Origin of the sequence: Rheinheimera sp. (assembly GCF_037442345.1) — a bacterium.
Lineage (GTDB): Bacteria > Pseudomonadota > Gammaproteobacteria > Enterobacterales > Alteromonadaceae > Pararheinheimera.
Genome location: NZ_JBBIQL010000010.1, coordinates 72574 through 85983 on the forward strand (window position 1 = coordinate 72574; position 13410 = coordinate 85983).

Genomic DNA, 13410 nt, shown 5'->3' on the forward strand with positions numbered 1-13410 from the left:
GCCTGCAATGGGCCGCTTTGTTTTTCTGACAACTCACTCAGCCAATAATCTGTTTTTGCACTGCAATTCCCAGCCGCCTGGCCAGCCGGGTCAGGTTGGCTCTGTCCTGCTGCAAGCGCCGGGCAGCTTCGGCCCAGTTGCCGCCCGTTTGCTGCAAGGTCTGTAAAATCAGCTGGCGCTGAAAGCTGTCGGTCGCAGTTTTTAAATCGGTCAGCTGCTCTGGCAACACTGAAGGCTGGCTGGGTAGTGCCGCTGGCGCCGAAGGCGTCAGCTCCAGCTGCCCAGCGTCCACGCTGACAATAGCTGCCCGGCCTTTTTGTCCGGCGGCTTTCAGCGCGGCCCGGCTCAGTACATGCTCCAGCTCCCGCACATTGCCAGGCCAGTTGTAGCTGAGCAAAGCTTGCGCCGCATCCGCTGCCAGTTTCAACTGACGAATCCCCAGTTTACGGCTGGTTTGCTCCAGAAAATAACCGGCCAGCGGCAGCACATCATTCTGGCGCTGACGCAGCGGCGGCACCGTCAGCGGATACACCGTCAGCCGGTGGTACAGATCCGCCCGAAACCGGCCCTGCTCCACTTCCAGTTGTAAATTGCGGTTGGTGGCGGCAATCACCCGCACATTGACCTTTTGCACCGCATCTTTGCCGACCGGCTGAATTTCACCACTTTGCAGCACCCGCAGCAGCTTGGCCTGAATACTCAGCGGTAACTCACCCACTTCATCCAGAAAAATGCTGCCGCCGTCGGCCAATAAAAACTTACCGGGACGATCTTTTTCCGCGCCGGTAAAAGCACCGCGGGCGTGGCCGAACAATTCAGCTTCAGCCAGGCTCTCCGGCAAGGACGCGCAGTTCAGATGCACTAATGGCGCGGTTTTGCGTGGCGACAACTGGTGTAAGGTGCGGGCCACCAGTTCTTTGCCGACACCGGTTTCGCCCTGCACCAGCACTGTGTAGTCCGACCCGGCCACCAGTTGAATATCACTGCGCAGCGCCTGCATCGCCGCACTCTGGCCTATCAGTTCACCACCATCCCGCAGCAAAGCTTCCTGCGTCAGCTCCTGCACCAGCTGCTGCGCATGCTGAGCACTGAGCGCCAGTTTGGTCATCTCAAAAGCGCTTTTTAAGGTGGCAGCCGACAAGGCCGCCATCAGCTCCAGTGTTTTGTCGCTGATGCCGTCAAAGGCATAAGGCTCCAGGCTGTCGATGGTCAGCAGACCAATCAGTTGCTGGTCGGAATACAGCGGCAACCCCATGCAGGAGTGCACAGGCAAATCACCGGAACGCGCCAGCAACAGGCCGTCGTAGGGGTCGGGTAACTCGTTGTCTGCCGCAAAGCGGTATGGGCCAGGGCTTTGGCACAAAAGCGCCAGTCTGGGGTGCTCGCTCAGGCTAAAACGTCGCCCCATGGTGTCCGCCGACAGGCCCTGAATAGCCAGTGGTGTCAGCACCTGCTGATGCAAGCCCATCAGCACCACGGCGTCACAACGAATGGCCTTGCGAATGGAGGTCAGCAAGCGGTCAAAGCGGTTTTCATTGTTCAGGCTATTGGCTAAATCCAGTGCCACTTCCAGCAGCACAGCTGTGTTTTGCTCTGTTGTTGCAGCGGACATGTCAAATTGACTCTTTCGTTACAAATTAACATCAAAACAGCATAGGTCAAAATGACACGATTACCAACAGAATTTATCTATATTATTGATTTTAAATAAAAATTAAAAGTGGCACGCTCAATGCTCTGGTAAGGCTGTAATTCACCTAAACCTGGAGCTCTGTATGCAAGCCACTACGTCATTCTTCGCCATGGCCGGTTACCAGAAGTTATTGGGCTGGTCCAATGCACTGCTGACGTTGTCAGTGCTGATATTAATCACCACAGTGCTGATCTGTTACCCCTTTGAGCAGTGGTTCAGCATGCAGCAGCTGATCGCTGGCCACCTGAGCATGATCGGCAGTGCCACCCTGATGAAAATCAGCTACGTCGGCCGCTGTGTAGCTCAGTACGGCTTACAGCAAGAGGTACGCTGAGCATGCAGCCGCTGACTATTGAGCCGAACCCGGCCAGCAGCGCCATGCCTGCGGTGTTGGCACTGGCGTTCCGGCCCTTCTTTTTAGTGGCCGGGCTCTGGGCCCTGCTCGCCATAAGCCTCTGGCTTGGCCAACTGTCCGGCTGGTGGCCAGGCCAATTATTGCTGCCAGCGACGCTCTGGCACAGCCACGAAATGCTGTTTGGTTTTGGCGCTTTGGTGGCGGCCGGTTTCCTGCTGACTGCCGCACAAAACTGGACCGGCGTGCCAGGGCTCAAAGGCGGCAAACTGGCGCTGCTTTGCCTCTGCTGGCTACTGGCGCGGCTGACGCCTTTTGTCGCCCCCAGTCAGGGTATCTGGCTTTTGATCGCGCTGCAAAGCCTGTGGTGGCTGGGTGTGATTGCAGCATTAGGCCGTCAGCTCTGGCTGGCGAAAAGCCGCAACAACTACCAGTTTCTGCCGTTGCTGCTGGCGATGGCCGGCCTGAATGCAGCCTTGCTATGGCTAAGCCAGAGCCAACACTGGGCCTTAGCCTCCCATTTAAGCCACAGCATGATCCTGTTGTTCTGCCTGCTGATGGGCATAGTCGGCGGCCGGGTAATTCCTTTTTTCACCGCCCGCGCCACTCAGACCGAACAAATGCGCACGGCGCGGCTGGACCCACTGCTGCTGTGGGTCAGTCTGCCGGGTACTGCGCTTTTTATTAGCAGTGGTTTTTTCCAGCCGTTGTTTTCACCGGGTTGGCTGATGGCGCTGGCTGGTCTGCTGCACCTGATCCGGCTTGGCTACTGGTTCACCCCTGGCTTGCTGCGTCAGCCCTTGCTCTGGTCTTTGCATGCCTCCTATCTCGCGATGGCGCTGGGCTTGCTGCTGATGGGTATTGCCCTGCTGACCGGCTGGCTGAATTTTAAAGACATGCTGCATCTGGTGGCGATTAGTGCTATGGCCGCGATGATGCTGGCGATGATGGCGCGGGTGTCGCTCGGCCATACAGGCCGCCCTTTAGCCGCCCGGCCTGTGATGGCCTGGAGTTTTGCTGCCTTGCTACTGGGCGGGCTATGCCGCGGCCTGGCCAGCGCACTGAGTGCACCGCATCTGCTGTGGCAACTGAGCGCTGCCCTCTGGCTGGCCGCCTTCCTGATTTTTATCCGGGTCTACTGGCCCATCCTGACTTCCCGCCGGCTTGACGGCCGGGCGGGCTGATTTTTTATTCATACGAGGTTGATATGTTAACTGCAAAGCAAATTGAACTGGTCAAAAGCACTGTGCCCCTGCTGGAAAACGCTGGTGTGGCGGTGACGGATTATTTCTACAAACGGATGTTTAACGCCGAACCCCAGCTGATGAATATTTTTAATCTTTCCAATCAGCGCAGCGGCCGCCAGCAATTCGCCCTGTTCAGTGCTGTGGCGTCCTACGCCAGGCATATAGATAACCTGGGGGTGCTGGGGGCTGTGGTGGAACGGGTGGCACACAAACACAGCAGTTTTGTGATTGAACCTGCCCATTACGACATTGTCGGTCATCACCTGATTTGCACCTTAAAAGAACTGGCACCAGAGCAATTTACCGACGAAGTGGCTGAAGCCTGGACTCTGGCGTATCAGCTGCTGGCCGGCATTCTGATCGGCCGTGAAAAACAGCTGTACCAGCAGTCCAGCGAGGCCACTGGTGGCTGGTCGGGCGCCCGCCGTTTTGTGGTCAGTGAAAAAACCAAAGAGTCAGAGCTGGTGTCCAGCTTTGTGCTGACTCCGGAAGACGGAGGCCCGGTGATCGGCTACCAGCCAGGCCAGTACCTGGGTGTCAAAGTGAAGCCGCCTTATGCGGACTATGTCGAAATTCGCCAGTATTCGCTGTCGGACAAAGCCAATGGCCGCAACTACCGCATCAGTGTGAAACGCGAAGAGCAGCCGCAGCCTGGCCTGGTGTCCAACTACCTGCATCAGCATATTCAGCCAGGTGATGTGCTGGAACTGATGCCACCGGCCGGCGACTTTTACCTGAAATCTCAGACAGTGCCCACTGTACTGATTTCAGCCGGTGTCGGCCTGACCCCAATGCTGGCCATGCTGGAAACATTGGTTGCCGCAAAAGCCGATGTGCCGGTCTGGTACCTGCACGCCTGCGAAAACCCACAGCAGCACTCGTTCCGCCAGCGTATCAGCGAGCTACAGCAGCAGTACCCGGCGCTGCAAAGCTACAGCTGGTACCAGCAACCGCAACCAGCGGCAGCAGGTGAGTTCAGCGGCCTGATGCAGTTGGACGCCATTGCCAGTGAACTCCCACTGCTGACAGGCCAGTTTTATCTTTGTGGCCCCACCGGCTTTATGAAGTTTGCCAAAAACCAGTTGCTGGCGTTAGGCGTGCATGCCGAAGCCATTCATTACGAGGTGTTTGGCCCACACAGCGACTTCTAACCCAGGCCCGCAGCGCCGGACCCTGCGCTTCGAAACAAAAAACCGGCAACGCACAGGCGCTGCCGGTTTTTTTGCCAGAATGGGCCTTAGTTCAGACCGGCTTTATTCAGGCCAAAGGCGATGTCCTGTGAACCTGGTTCCACCAACGCCAGAATTTGCATCCGGTTCCAGAAGTTAATCAAACCAATGCTGTAGGTCAGCTCAGAAATCTCCACTTCGCTGAAATGCTCTTTGGTCGACTGATACAGTTCAGAGCTGACGCCGCCACCCGCTAAATTGGTCAGCGCCTCCGTTAATGCCAACGCGGCTTTTTCTTTGGCGTTAAACAATGGCGACTCACGCCAGATAGCCACATGGTAAAGCCGCAGTTCACGTTCACCTTTAATTTTGGCTTGTTTGATATGCATATCCAGACAGAAAGCACAGGCGTTCAGCTGGGAAGCACGGATATCAATCAGGCTTTTGATCACGGGGTCAATGGATGTTTTATAACCGGCCATGGTCGCATCCATTAACGCCTTGGTCAGCTGAGGTACGGTTTCAAAATGGTTCAGTCGTGCAGTCATGATTAACTCTCCTGTGGGTTAACAAATTGATTGATTAAAAACTCGGTCGCGGCCATTGCCTCTGGCACGGCGCAGGCTTTGGTGCGCGGATGGTGGGTGCCATCCACCCGAATAAACTTCAGATTGGTCACCCCTATGTAACGCAAGGCAGTGCGGATGTATGGAGTAAACTGGTCGTCCTGCTCTGTCGGCTGACCAATAAAGGGAGTGCCGTTGGCCATCACCACAAACACCGGCCTGTCCGGCACCAGACCAACTTTGTCGCCCTGGGCAGTAAACGCGAAGGTGCGGCCGGCACGGGTAATATGGTCAAACCAGGCTTTCAGCACCGAAGGTAAACCCAGGTTCCACACCGGTGATGCAATCAGCAGCATGTCGTGCGCCAACAACTGATCCACCAGCTGGTCTGACAGCTGCACTGCCTGCTGTTGCCCGGCACTGCGCGCATCCGGTTTGGTCAGAAAAGCACCTACCATCAGGGCATCCAGGTGCGGCAGCGGGTCCTGTGCTAAATCCAGTGTGGTGACCTGCAACCCCGGATAACGTTGTCTCAGTTGCGTTAACAGATACTCGGCGACTGCTCTGGACGCTGAATTCAGCCGGTTCGGGCTGACCGTGATATGTAACAGTTTCATGCGCTAACTCCGTGACCACTCAGTGGCGTTGCTTGATTCGATGTGCAAAGTTTAGCCGTTCATGCCATAGTTGAAAGATACAAAAACCGTGTATTTAGGTAGGACATGGGATATCAGCAGATTTATCAGCGTTATAAACAGCAGATCTTAAGCGGGCAACTGAAGCCAGGTGAGAAGGTGCCGGCGATCCGGGTGTTAGCGGACGATTTGGGCGTGGCAAAAAAAACGGTGGAAACGGCCTACAACATCTTGTGTGGTGAGGGGTATCTTGTCAGTCGCGGCGCCTTAGGGACACTGGTCAATCCTGACTTGCAGCTGCAACAGCACCAGGCAGAGCGCACCGCTGGCCTTCAGGACGCCGAGTTACAGCATCTGGTCGACTTACGCGACAACGCCGGTTATTTCCGGCTTGGCATTCCGTCGCTCGACGAATTCCCCTACAAAAAATGGCTGTTGTTGTCCGGCAAAGCCATTCGGGCCATGCGTCCAGAACAAATGCTGCTGCCGCCTGTGATGGGCTTGCCTGCGCTGCGCGAAGCCATTGCCAGTTATGTGACTATTTCCCGCGGGCTGAATTGCACGGCCAGTCAGGTCTGCATTACCAGTGGCTACAAGCACAGCATAGCGCTGATCTTGCAAAGCCTGCTGCAACCGCAGGACAAAGTGATATACGAAGAACCCGGCTATTTTTTCGGCCAAAAGCTGCTGAAACGCATCGCTGCCAACCTGCATTATGTGCCGGTGGACAAAGAGGGCCTGAATGTCGATTACCTGCTGCAGCACCATCAGGATGCCCGGCTGGTGATTTGCAGCCCCAGCCACCACAGCCCACTGGCAGTGACCTTGTCGTTACCCAGACGGCAAAAATTGCTGGCCTGGGCGCAGCAACACAACAGCTATCTGGTGGAAGATGACTACGACGGTGAATTTCACTACACCAAAAAAGTACTGCCGGCGATGAAAAGCCAGGACCAGGCCGATAGGGTGATTTACCTCGGCACCTTCAGTAAAACTGTGATGCCATCGATGCGGGTCAGTTATCTGGTGTTGCCCAAAGCTCTGGTCAATTCTTTCCATGAAACGGCAGAAATTGTCGAAACCGGCCAGCCCTTATTGCCGCAGCAAATTCTCAGCCGCTTTCTCAGCGAAGGCCATTTCTTTAAACACCTGAAAAAAATGCGGGCTTTGTACCAGCTGCGCCGGCAGATGGTGCTGGCGGCCATGCAGCAGGTGTTTCCCGGCTTATTTCAGTTTGAACTGACCGACGGCGGCATGCACTTGGTGGCCTTTTTACGCCACGGTAGTGCCGACCAGCAACTGGCTGCTATTTGGCAGGCCCAGCAGCTGCTGGTGTTTCCGTTGTCGGCCTGGTACGCCACTTCGCAAAAACGTTATGGCCTGGTGATTGGCTACACCAATATTCAGTCACAGCAACAGGCGGTGGAACTGCTGCAACGGGTGCAGGTGGCGACCGAAGCCTTGCTGCAGCAGCGCTGAAGCGGTTAAAGTGACGAAAAAATCCAGCAGGTCAGCCGATGCGGGAACAGCAACAACAAGAGTTCAGTTACCTTGGTTTTCGCCGCTTTTACCCGGAAGCCATGCTGTGCGAGCTGGTGGATTGCTTTTGGGCTATTGGCGGCGGCCAGGGTTTACCGCCAAGTTCAGTGGAAAAACTCTACCCCGACGGCGGCTGCAGCCTGACCTTTGAGCTTGGCCTGCAACAGGCGTCCGCCTGCTTTGAATTTAACCGCCAGACTAAAACCCGGCAGTTTTTCACCCAACAACCGCAGATCAGCGTGCGGCTCTTTGCCGGCGCTTTGTTTCAGCTATTCCGTTTGCCTCCTTCCGAGCTGCCTGACCATGGTTGCGATGCCACAGAGCTGCTCAGTGGGACCATGCGCCAGCAGCTGCTGCTGTTGCTGCAGCAGTTGCCCGACCTGAGCACAGCAGCGGCGGTGGCCAGTTTAGAACAGTGGCTGATCCGGCTCTGGCTGGATTCAGTTGGCTCAGCCCGCACCCAGGCGGCGCTGCAGTTGCTGCAACAATCCGAACTGAATGTCGCAGGTACTGCCGCCGAGCTCGGCATCAGCAGCCGCACCCTGGAGCGGCAATTGCTGCAGCAGGTCGGCCTGAGTCCGGCTTATTTTCAGCTTTGTCAGCGCTTAAAGCAGGCCAGACTGCGGCTGGCGCAGACCCAACAACCGCTGGCCCAGTTGGCACTGGATCTTGGTTTTTATGACCAGGCCCATTTCAGCCACGCCTTTCGTGATTTTGTCGGGGAAACGCCGGCTGGCTACCGCCAGCGCAAGCTGTCGCAAATTTACAAGGCAAAAAACTAACTACCAGCCAGACTGGAACCAGTGAAATAACCGGAGTTTGTTATGTCTCGCCTGAAATCCCTGTTGGGGGCCCTGGTTCTGTTGACCGGCTTTGCCAGCCAGGCCGCTTTACCCGATTACAAAACCGTGCCGCTGCAACAATTCGGCTCGGACAAGCAACTGCAGCTGGGTCAGCTTGACCCCAACAAACCTTTGTACGTGAAGTTATGGGCCAGCTGGTGTAAACCCTGTATGGAGCAAATGCCACATTTCGAGCAGCTGTATAAAGCCTATGGCGACCAGGTGAATTTTGTCGCGGTGAATATCAATATCAACGAGCAGCCCGCTGAAGTGAACAAGGTGATCCAGCGCTTTGGCCTGACCATGCCGGTATGGCTGGACCAGAACGGTCAGTTGGCGTTAGCACTGGGGTTAGTCGGTACGCCATTTTCAGTGCTGATGAACAGCCAGGGTCAGCAGGTATACAGCAGCCATGAATCAGACGCTGCATTGGATGGTTTTATTCAGCGCCTGGCCCAAGGCCAGCAATTACCGCCTGAACCTGCCGATAAAGTCAGTCCGGCGCAGCAACAACAGCAATTGGCGGCGGTCAGCCAGGGTGAGCAACTGCTGTTTATAACCGCCACCTGGTGCGATTGGTATCTGGCCGACACGCGCCCGACCATGGCGGCGCAGTGCAAACAAGCGCAGACCGATTTAAATGCGCTGGTGGCCAAATTGCCGAAGGCCAACTGGCAAGGGCTGGTGAACCATCTGTGGACGGACGACAAAGCACTGGCTGACTTTAACCGCCAGTACCAGATGAAAGTGCCGTTCCGGATTGACCAGTATGGCGTACTGTTTCAGCACTTTAATGTGCGCAGTATCCCAGTGCTGCTGAAGCTGAAAGACGGCAAAGTGCTGGCACAGATTGACGATTTTTCTGACCAGGCCAAAGTTCTGCAACAGCTGCAATAAAGGCAGCGTCCTGCCACCAGGCTCAGGTCACAATGCAATTGTCCGGCACTGCGGGTGCCGGATTCACCTGCTCTCCCAGCATCTCTTTTAACGACGACTCAATCACTTCAGTCATCGCATCCAGCGCCAGATCATTGGCTTCTGTACCAAAGGGTTCCTGCAGCTCTTCGGCCAGCGCTTCAATAGCTAAAAAGGTGTAAGCGACAAAAGCCACAATCAGCGGCGTCATCACACCCAGGGTTGCCACCAATCCCAAGGGCAATAAAAAGCTGTAGAGGTAGACAGTGCGGTGCAAAATCACCGCATAAGCAAAAGGCACCGGCGTGCTGGCAATCCGTTCACAACCGCCGAGACAAGCCGCCAGCTGGGATAACTGCTGGTCCATGCTGGCAAATAAAATCGGTTCCAGTTGTTTAGCACGGCGCAGCTCGGCAAGTTGCAGCGAGAGATCGCGCACCACCAGCGCCGGTTTAAAACGGGCCCTCGACAACTCAGGCCACAATAAAGGCCGCACCAGCGGCTGCAACAGACTGGCCGCGTCCTGCTGGCGTAATTGCGCCCGCAGTGCATACACAAAGGCAATCAGGCTGTGGACAAACTGGCGCTGCTGAGTGTCGCTGGCGTCGCTGGCCGACAACAGCTGCCGGGTTAAGGCGCGGGTTTCCACCAGCACAGCGCCCCATAACTTGCGGGCTTCCCAGAAGCGCTCATAACTGACCGAATTGCGAAAACTCAAGAAAATCGCCAGCGCAATGCCAAGCAGGGTAAAAGGCACGGGCGTTAAGTCGGGCACATAAGCCGGATAAAAGCGTTTCGCCAGCACCACCACCCCAGCAATCAACACCAGGGTACAGAGCTGCGGCAAAATGCGCACCACCACTGAACCACGCCAGACAAATAACATACGCAACCAGTGCAGCTTGGGCCGGACAATCATAGGGCTAAAGGCTTTTTAAGTAAGAAATGGAAGGCGGTGCTTATGGTAAAGCGCCGCCTGCAGAATTCCCAGCACCACACAGCAAAATGCGACCAAAGGATGAGTTCATTATCAGGGGGCTTTGCAGGCGCAGCATCAAGGAGAAAATCTGTTGATAAATGGGATTACCAGCCTGCAAAATCCAGCTCAATTGCCATTTGCGCTACATATAGAGCAAGAAAAACGCTCACGCTATATATATGGAACATTATGCTGAAAGTAAATTACAGATAACTGAAAGATGCGCTATACATAATACATATAAGACCAATGCGATTCATATATGGAGCAAAAATGCCAAAATCTGTGACAAGAACTTATTCCCGCTATACCGAAGAAGTATTAACACTTTTGGCTGGCTTGATACGTGCAGCGAGGCTTGAAAACAAAATGACTGCTCAGGACGTTGCTGATCGTGCGGGTATTTCCAGAGGCATGCTCTCCCGGATCGAAAAGGCAGATCCTAAATGTGAAATCGGCGCCACATTTGAAGTAGCCAGAATTGTTGGTGTGTCTTTATTTGAAGCAGAACCGGGGCGACTGGCCATGCACAGCAAACAGGTAGAATATAAGTTGGCTCTTTTACCCAAAAGCGCCCGAAAAGAGAAAAAGGTAGTCATGGATGACTTCTAACGATCACTATAAAGAAGCCTTTGTCTGGGTTTGGCTACCACAAGCAACAACACCTGTTGTTGCAGGGCGTTTGGTACCTGACGGGAACAAGCTGCTGTTCAACTATGGTAAAAGCTATCTTGAACGAATTAAGGATGCCATGCCCATTTATGAACCAGAACTCCCCTTACAGCCTGGCAGTTTACCATTACAGGATGGCCTGAGCATTCCCGGCTGTATCAGAGACGGAGCGCCATGCCTGGGGACGGCGGGTTATCATCAATCGCCGCCTTGGACTCAAAGGCAAAGATGTTGATACCGATCAGCTTGATGAACTGACCTATTTGCTTGAATCAGGCTCAGACCGGATAGGCGCATTAGACTTTCAACATTCACCAACAGAATATACTCCCAGATCGGCAACAAACGTCAGCCTGGAAGAATTGCAAGAATCTGCTGCCCGCGTAGAGAAAGGAGTTCCGCTGACTGCAGAGTTGGATCAGGCCCTCTTTCATGGCAGCTCCATCGGTGGTGCGCGCCCGAAAGCATTAATCGATGAAAACAACACCAAATACATCGCAAAGTTCTCAGCAAGTAATGACCTTTACAGTGTGGTAAAAGCGGAATTCATCGCGATGCGGTTGGCTAAATTGGCTGGAGTTGATGCAGCTCCAGTCAAACTAACACAAGCTGCAAATAAGGATGTTTTGCTGGTCGAACGATTTGACCGGGTTTTTACACCAAATGGCTGGTCACGCAAGTCTGTCGTTTCTGCCCTCACCTTATTTGCATTGGATGACATGATGGCACGGTACGCAAGCTACGAAACCCTAGCCGAGATTATCCGCCACCGCTTCACCACACCCAAAAAAACGCTGCGAGAGCTATTTTGCCGCCTTAGCTTTAATATTTTGTCCGGCAACACAGATGATCATGCGAGAAACCATGCTGCGTTTTGGGATGGTCAAACACTGTCGCTGACTCCTGCTTACGACATTTGCCCCCAGGGCCGCACCGGTAATGAAGCAACCCAGGCTATGTTGATCACAGGGAATAACAAACTGAGCCAGTTAGCAACCTGCCTGGCCGCAGCACATAACTTTCTGCTCTCTGCGGATGAAGCCAAAGCGATATTCGAACACCAAATACAGGCGATTACCGATCACTGGGAAGCGGTCTGTGATGAAGCCAGGCTCAGTGAAGTGGATAAACAGCTACTGTGGCAACGGCAGTTTCTAAACCCATTTTCTCTCACACTGTAGGAACCAACCAAATCAGATGAAGTTGCATTGTGCGCAGGGGCTAATGCCCCACCCAATATCACTGAATTTGTAACCATGCCTGCAGAGCCAGATGATCCGAACGGCGGTTCTTCAGGTCGTCCGCAACCAATTGGGCTTTCTGCACCGACAGCTGTGCTTTGGGCACCAGCATAAAATCCAGTCGCACACCTTGGTCAGGTTTGTCGTACCAATTTAAAAAGCTATATGCCGGGCCCTTGCCTGGTTTTAGCGCCAGTACGTCCTGGTGCTGCGGCAATGCTTGCTGCATGCTTTGCAGTAAGCCATCGTCGCCAGAGGGATTGAAGTCACCCATCACTACGGCCACAGCTCCCTGCGGCCAGGCCGCCAGTTTAGCTACCACTAACTGCACCGACTGGCGCCGCGCTTCGGCACCCAGATGATCCAGATGCAGGTTCAGTACACGCCATTGCTGCTGGCTGTGTTTATCCCGCAGCAAGACCCAGCTGCAAATACGCGGCAGCGCTGCATCCCAGCCCGCTTTACCCACGCTGTTATCGGGGTTCAGCCAGAAGGTGCCGCTGTCGAGCAGTTCAAAGCGGCTTTGTTTATACAGTACCGGGCTGTATTCACCGGCTTGTTTGCCATCGTCGCGGCCGACCCCCACAGCTGCATAACCAGGCAGCGCTTGTTTCACCTGCTCCAGTTGATGATGCAGCACTTCCTGCAACCCCAGTACGTCAGGTTGTTGCTGTTGCAACCAGCCGGTCACCCGGCCAGCCCGGTGCGGCCAGGCCAGCTCTTTGTCGGCTTGGGTGTCCATCCGGATATTCCAGCTAATCAGTTGCACCGATTCGGCCCAGCTGGCGCTGCTGAACAGCATGACTACGAACCAGATTGAAGCAGATAATCGCATGTGATGTCCTTAGTTCTGCGTTCAGGCCAGGCGCGGCTTTCAGCGCTCAGCCCATCACTCTTTTGGGCGATTTTAGCCGCCACAGATGGAGTTATGATGACAGCTCTGCTAAGCCTTTCAGAGACAGCCTGTCTCGTGGCCAAGGAGCCCTTATGTTACTGACCCTGCACGTTCTGATTAGCCTGCTGGCATTACTGGCCGGTGCCTGTTTCAGCCTGGCCTTGCTGAAGCACAAACCCGGCGCCCTGCTGCATAGTCTGTTTTGGTGGCTGACGCTGCTGACCAGCCTGAGCGGTGTCATTTTGCCTGCGGAGCAGTTCTTACCTTCGCACCTTTTTGTGATCCTGTCACTGCTGGTACTGGCAGTATCTGGTTATGCCTGGTGGAAAACGGCACTGACTGGCGGCTGGCGCGTCAGCTTTATTGTCTGCAGCCTGTTTGCGTTTTACCTCAATGCTTTTGTCGCTGTGGTGCAGTCTTTTATGAAGCTGCCGCCCTTGCAGCAGCTGGCCCCCACCCAAAGCGAACCACCTTTTGCAGTGGCGCAAGGGGTGCTCCTTGTGATCTTTCTGCTGCTGGGTTACCTCAGCTGTAGCCAAAGGAACGGCTGGGGCTCCCAATAAATAAATAGTCCGGATGCAGCGGCAAAGGCCTGGCTCACGCAGACGCGCCGTGGATATATCCCTATAGGCTCCGCTGCGGCATCCCTGCCGCAGAGGGTCTGC

At 54.8% G+C, this 13410-nt stretch carries 15 protein-coding genes; 10 read left to right on the forward strand and 5 right to left on the reverse strand.

The annotated features are described in order from the left end of the window. Window positions 1-37: 37 nt before the first annotated feature. Window positions 38-1612 (reverse strand): nitric oxide reductase transcriptional regulator NorR, encoded by a 1575-nt coding sequence (gene norR / locus WKJ04_RS07685; RefSeq protein ID WP_337879894.1) that lies wholly within the window; start codon window positions 1610-1612, stop codon window positions 38-40. A gap of 163 nt (window positions 1613-1775) precedes the next feature. Here norR and WKJ04_RS07690 point away from each other — a divergent pair, with 163 nt between their 5' ends. From WKJ04_RS07690 to hmpA, 3 genes are read left to right on the forward strand one after another with little or no spacing between them, the layout of a single operon-like run. Further along, window positions 1776-2027: a hypothetical protein gene (locus WKJ04_RS07690; protein ID WP_337879895.1), complete on the forward strand. Its 252-nt coding sequence runs from the start codon at window positions 1776-1778 to the stop codon at window positions 2025-2027. Window positions 2028-2029: 2 nt separating this feature from the next. Next, the gene (locus tag WKJ04_RS07695) at window positions 2030-3229 is read left to right on the forward strand and encodes an NnrS family protein (RefSeq protein WP_337879896.1); all 1200 of its coding nucleotides are present in this window, start codon (window positions 2030-2032) and stop codon (window positions 3227-3229) included. A 23-nt stretch (window positions 3230-3252) separates the two neighbouring features. After that, a complete protein-coding gene (hmpA, locus tag WKJ04_RS07700; protein WP_337879897.1) occupies window positions 3253-4443 on the forward strand; it encodes an NO-inducible flavohemoprotein in 1191 nt (396 codons plus the stop codon). A gap of 86 nt (window positions 4444-4529) precedes the next feature. Here hmpA and WKJ04_RS07705 read toward each other — a convergent pair whose 3' ends face one another. Both WKJ04_RS07705 and WKJ04_RS07710 read right to left on the reverse strand, forming a co-directional pair. Beyond that, window positions 4530-5009, reverse strand: a complete 480-nt coding sequence (locus tag WKJ04_RS07705) for a carboxymuconolactone decarboxylase family protein (RefSeq protein ID WP_337879898.1) — start codon at window positions 5007-5009, stop codon at window positions 4530-4532. Between the two features lie 2 nt (window positions 5010-5011). Beyond that, window positions 5012-5644, reverse strand: a complete 633-nt coding sequence (locus tag WKJ04_RS07710; RefSeq protein ID WP_337879899.1) for an NAD(P)H-dependent oxidoreductase — start codon at window positions 5642-5644, stop codon at window positions 5012-5014. Window positions 5645-5749: 105 nt separating this feature from the next. On the opposite strand from WKJ04_RS07710, the gene WKJ04_RS07715 reads away from it, so the two are divergent. From WKJ04_RS07715 to WKJ04_RS07725, 3 genes are read left to right on the forward strand one after another with little or no spacing between them, the layout of a single operon-like run. Beyond that, window positions 5750-7141 carry a PLP-dependent aminotransferase family protein gene (locus tag WKJ04_RS07715; protein ID WP_337879900.1) on the forward strand — a complete coding sequence of 464 codons (1392 nt, stop codon included), beginning with the start codon at window positions 5750-5752 and terminating at the stop codon, window positions 7139-7141. A gap of 38 nt (window positions 7142-7179) precedes the next feature. Then, on the forward strand, window positions 7180-7983 hold the full coding sequence (locus tag WKJ04_RS07720) for a helix-turn-helix domain-containing protein (RefSeq protein ID WP_337879901.1): 804 nt from the start codon (window positions 7180-7182) through the stop codon (window positions 7981-7983). A 42-nt stretch (window positions 7984-8025) separates the two neighbouring features. After that, window positions 8026-8940: a redoxin family protein gene (locus WKJ04_RS07725; protein ID WP_337879902.1), complete on the forward strand. Its 915-nt coding sequence runs from the start codon at window positions 8026-8028 to the stop codon at window positions 8938-8940. A gap of 22 nt (window positions 8941-8962) precedes the next feature. Here the strand turns inward: WKJ04_RS07725 and WKJ04_RS07730 are convergent, their stop codons facing one another. Then, window positions 8963-9877: a bestrophin family ion channel gene (locus WKJ04_RS07730; protein ID WP_337879903.1), complete on the reverse strand. Its 915-nt coding sequence runs from the start codon at window positions 9875-9877 to the stop codon at window positions 8963-8965. A 333-nt stretch (window positions 9878-10210) separates the two neighbouring features. Between WKJ04_RS07730 and WKJ04_RS07735 the strand changes: the two genes are divergently transcribed. The 3 genes from WKJ04_RS07735 to WKJ04_RS07745 are packed head-to-tail and all read left to right on the forward strand — an operon-like array spanning window position 10211 to window position 11790. Beyond that, entirely contained in the window at window positions 10211-10549 is a 339-nt protein-coding gene (locus tag WKJ04_RS07735) for a helix-turn-helix transcriptional regulator (protein WP_337879904.1), read from the forward strand. Next, entirely contained in the window at window positions 10539-10844 is a 306-nt protein-coding gene (locus tag WKJ04_RS07740) for a hypothetical protein (protein WP_337879905.1), read from the forward strand. Before WKJ04_RS07735 ends, WKJ04_RS07740 begins: the two co-directional genes overlap by 11 nt. Before the next feature lie 28 nt (window positions 10845-10872). Further along, the gene (locus tag WKJ04_RS07745; RefSeq protein ID WP_337879906.1) at window positions 10873-11790 is read left to right on the forward strand and encodes a HipA domain-containing protein; all 918 of its coding nucleotides are present in this window, start codon (window positions 10873-10875) and stop codon (window positions 11788-11790) included. A gap of 58 nt (window positions 11791-11848) precedes the next feature. On the opposite strand, the gene WKJ04_RS07750 is transcribed toward WKJ04_RS07745, so the two are convergent. Further along, entirely contained in the window at window positions 11849-12685 is an 837-nt protein-coding gene (locus WKJ04_RS07750) for an endonuclease/exonuclease/phosphatase family protein (RefSeq protein WP_337879907.1), read from the reverse strand. 152 nt (window positions 12686-12837) lie between these two features. Here WKJ04_RS07750 and WKJ04_RS07755 point away from each other — a divergent pair, with 152 nt between their 5' ends. Next, window positions 12838-13308: a hypothetical protein gene (locus WKJ04_RS07755; protein WP_337879908.1), complete on the forward strand. Its 471-nt coding sequence runs from the start codon at window positions 12838-12840 to the stop codon at window positions 13306-13308. Window positions 13309-13410: the final 102 nt, after the last annotated feature.